At 71.4% G+C, this 2749-nt stretch carries 1 protein-coding gene; it reads left to right on the top strand.

Annotated elements, in window-relative coordinates:
* Positions 1-388 precede the first annotated feature (388 nt).
* On the top strand, positions 389-2749 hold a 2361-nt coding region (locus GT354_RS46055), incomplete at its 3' end, for a non-ribosomal peptide synthetase (RefSeq protein ID WP_161363503.1).

The following is a 2749-nucleotide window of genomic DNA, read 5'->3' as shown; positions in this document are numbered from 1 at the left end:
CCGCCACCACCAAGCCGCAGCCGGCCCGCGCCAAGCGCGAGGCAAGCCGGCTTCGGTACTCCTTGACCCACGACGCACCGTTTGACCCACCGGTCGTCCACCGCTCCGACCGCTCCGACCGGCCCACCGACTCACCGACCCACCGATCCACCGACCCGCCAAAACACCGACCCGCCAATCCACTGACGGACCGACCCACCAACCACCGTGTCCGAGGTCCTTCCGTCCCGCTCACCGAACGGGCGTGCGACAGGGCGGCTTTCGGCCAACCCGAAGTGATGCGGAAAAGATGCTAGGCACAGTCAACGCTTTCCTCCACGATCTCTCCGGGAGCACATCGCCTGCGTCGCCGACCACGAATCGGCATGAGGACATTTTCAGGAGAGTCATGAGTCCAACCGCTTGCCCATCGCTGGATTCGGCCGCATCCCTGGCCGGTCTGGTCGATGCCCGGATCGAGCACGACCCCGCCGCGATTGCGCTGATCGCCGGTGAACACCGACTCTCCTACCGCGAGTTGGGCGCGCACGCCGACCTGATCGGCGCGCGTCTGGCCCGTGCCGGCGTGACCAAGGGCGACCTGGTGGGCGTGTGCCTGCCGCGAACCCCACACCTGGTGGCGACCCTGCTCGCGGTGCTGCGGGCCGGCGCCGCCTACGTACCGCTGGATCCCGAGTACCCGCGCGACCGCCTGGAGTGGGTGATCGGCGACGCGCAGGCGCCGATCGTGGTCACCGACCGCGCGCACGAGCACCTGCTCGCGGGCGCGTCGGCCAGGGTCGTACACGTCGACGGCGAACCGGCCACAGACGCCCCCGCTCGCGCGCACACCGGGCCGGACGACCTCGCGTACGTGCTCTATACCTCCGGGTCCACGGGCCGGCCCAAGGGCGTGCGAGTGACCCATCGCGGGGTCAACGCGATGCTGCGTTGGGCGGCCGACACCTATCGCCCCGACCAGGTCCGCGGCGTGTTGTTCTCGACTTCGGTGTGCTTCGACATCTCGGTCTACGAACTCTTCTTCCCGCTTTCCGTGGGCGGCGCGATCGTCATGGTGGAGAACGTGCTCGCGCTCGCCGAAGCGCCGGGCCGCGACGAGGTCACCCTGATCAACACCGTGCCCAGCGCGATGGCCGCGCTGTTACAGGGTCCCGGACTCCCGGCCTCGGCTCGCACGATCAACCTGGTCGGGGAGGCGCTCTCGCGCCGGGTCGCCGACCAGGTGCACGCGTGCCCGCAGGTCGAGCAGTTGTACAACCTGTACGGGCCGACCGAGGACACCGTGTACTCCACGTGGGCCCTGGTCGACCGCGACGACCGGGCCGAACCGCTGATCGGCATACCGCTGCCCGGCACCACCGCGCACCTCCACGACGAGGACGGCGGTCCCGCCGCGCCCGGTGCGCTCGGCGAGTTGTATCTCGCGGGCGACGGTCTCGCGCAGGGATACCACGGCCGCCCCGACCTGACCGCCGAGCGGTTCGTGACGGTGGCGGGAGAGCGCCGGTACCGCACCGGTGACCTGGTCCGCCTACGGCCCGACGGCGCGCTCGAATACCACGGCCGCGTCGACCACCAGGTCAAACTGCGCGGCTTCCGGATCGAACTCGGCGAGATCGAAGCGGTGTTGACCGGCCATCCGGCGGTGCAGGCGGCCGCCGTGGTGTTGCGCGAAGACATGGCCGGTCCCTACCTGGCGGCCTTCGTGCAGGGCGCCGACGGGTTCGCCGAGCCCAGCCCCGCCGAGCTGCGCGCGCACTGCCCGACCCGGTTGCCCGCCTACATGCTGCCCGACGCGATCGCCGTCCTGGACCGCCTGCCGCTCACCCTCAACGGCAAGATCGACCGCAACGCGCTGCCCGCCTCGACCCGACTCCGGGCGATGACGGTGGACTTCGTCGCGCCGCGTACGCCCACCGAGGTCCGGCTCGCCGAACTGTTCGGCGACGTGCTCGGCGCGGACCGGGTCGGAGTACACGACCCGTTCCTGGAATCCGGCGGCAACTCGCTCCTCGGGGTGGGACTTGCAGCCCGAATCGAGCGTACTTTCGGGGTACGGATCGCGCTGGACACGCTGTTCGCCGCTCCCACCGTGGCCGCCCTCGCCGAGCACGTGGACGCGGCGGAGCGCTCCACCGCGTCGGCGGTCGCACCGCCGCACCGTGAACCACACCTGCCCGCGCCGGTCGGGACGGTCCAGCGCGAGTTCGCGCTGCACGAGACGGTGATGGCCGGCAGCGCGCTGTACAACGTGCCGCTGCGGATCCGGCTCACCGGCACCCTCGACTTGGCGGCCCTCGGTCGGGCGCTGGGCGACGTCGTGCGCCGCCACGAGGTGCTGCGCACCGCACTGGTGTATCGGGACGGCGAACCGGTGGCCGAAATTCGCCCTCCCTACCCGGTCGACGTGCCGATGCTCGACCTGTCCGACGCCCCCGCCCGCGCCGACGCCGACGACGAGCGCTTGGACGCGGCCCTGCGCGCCGAGGCGGCTCGTCCGCTCGACCGCGCCGCCGGCCGGGTGCTGCGGGCCCTGGTCGTGCGCATCCGCCCCGATCACCACGAACTACTGCTCACCGTCCACCACATCGCGATGGACGGTTGGTCGATCGGCCTGCTGCTGAAGGATCTGGGCCAGGCGTACCAAGGGCTGCCGCTCGCCGAACCGAGCCTTCAATACGCCGACGTGGCCCGCTGGGAACGGCGCCACGCCGACGCCGAACGGGTCGAGGCCGAGCGCTGGGCCGGG

The sequence above is a fragment of the Streptomyces sp. SID3343 genome, assembly GCF_009865215.1.
Taxonomy (GTDB): domain Bacteria; phylum Actinomycetota; class Actinomycetes; order Streptomycetales; family Streptomycetaceae; genus Embleya.
This window is presented reverse-complemented; position numbering and strand designations above follow the sequence as displayed.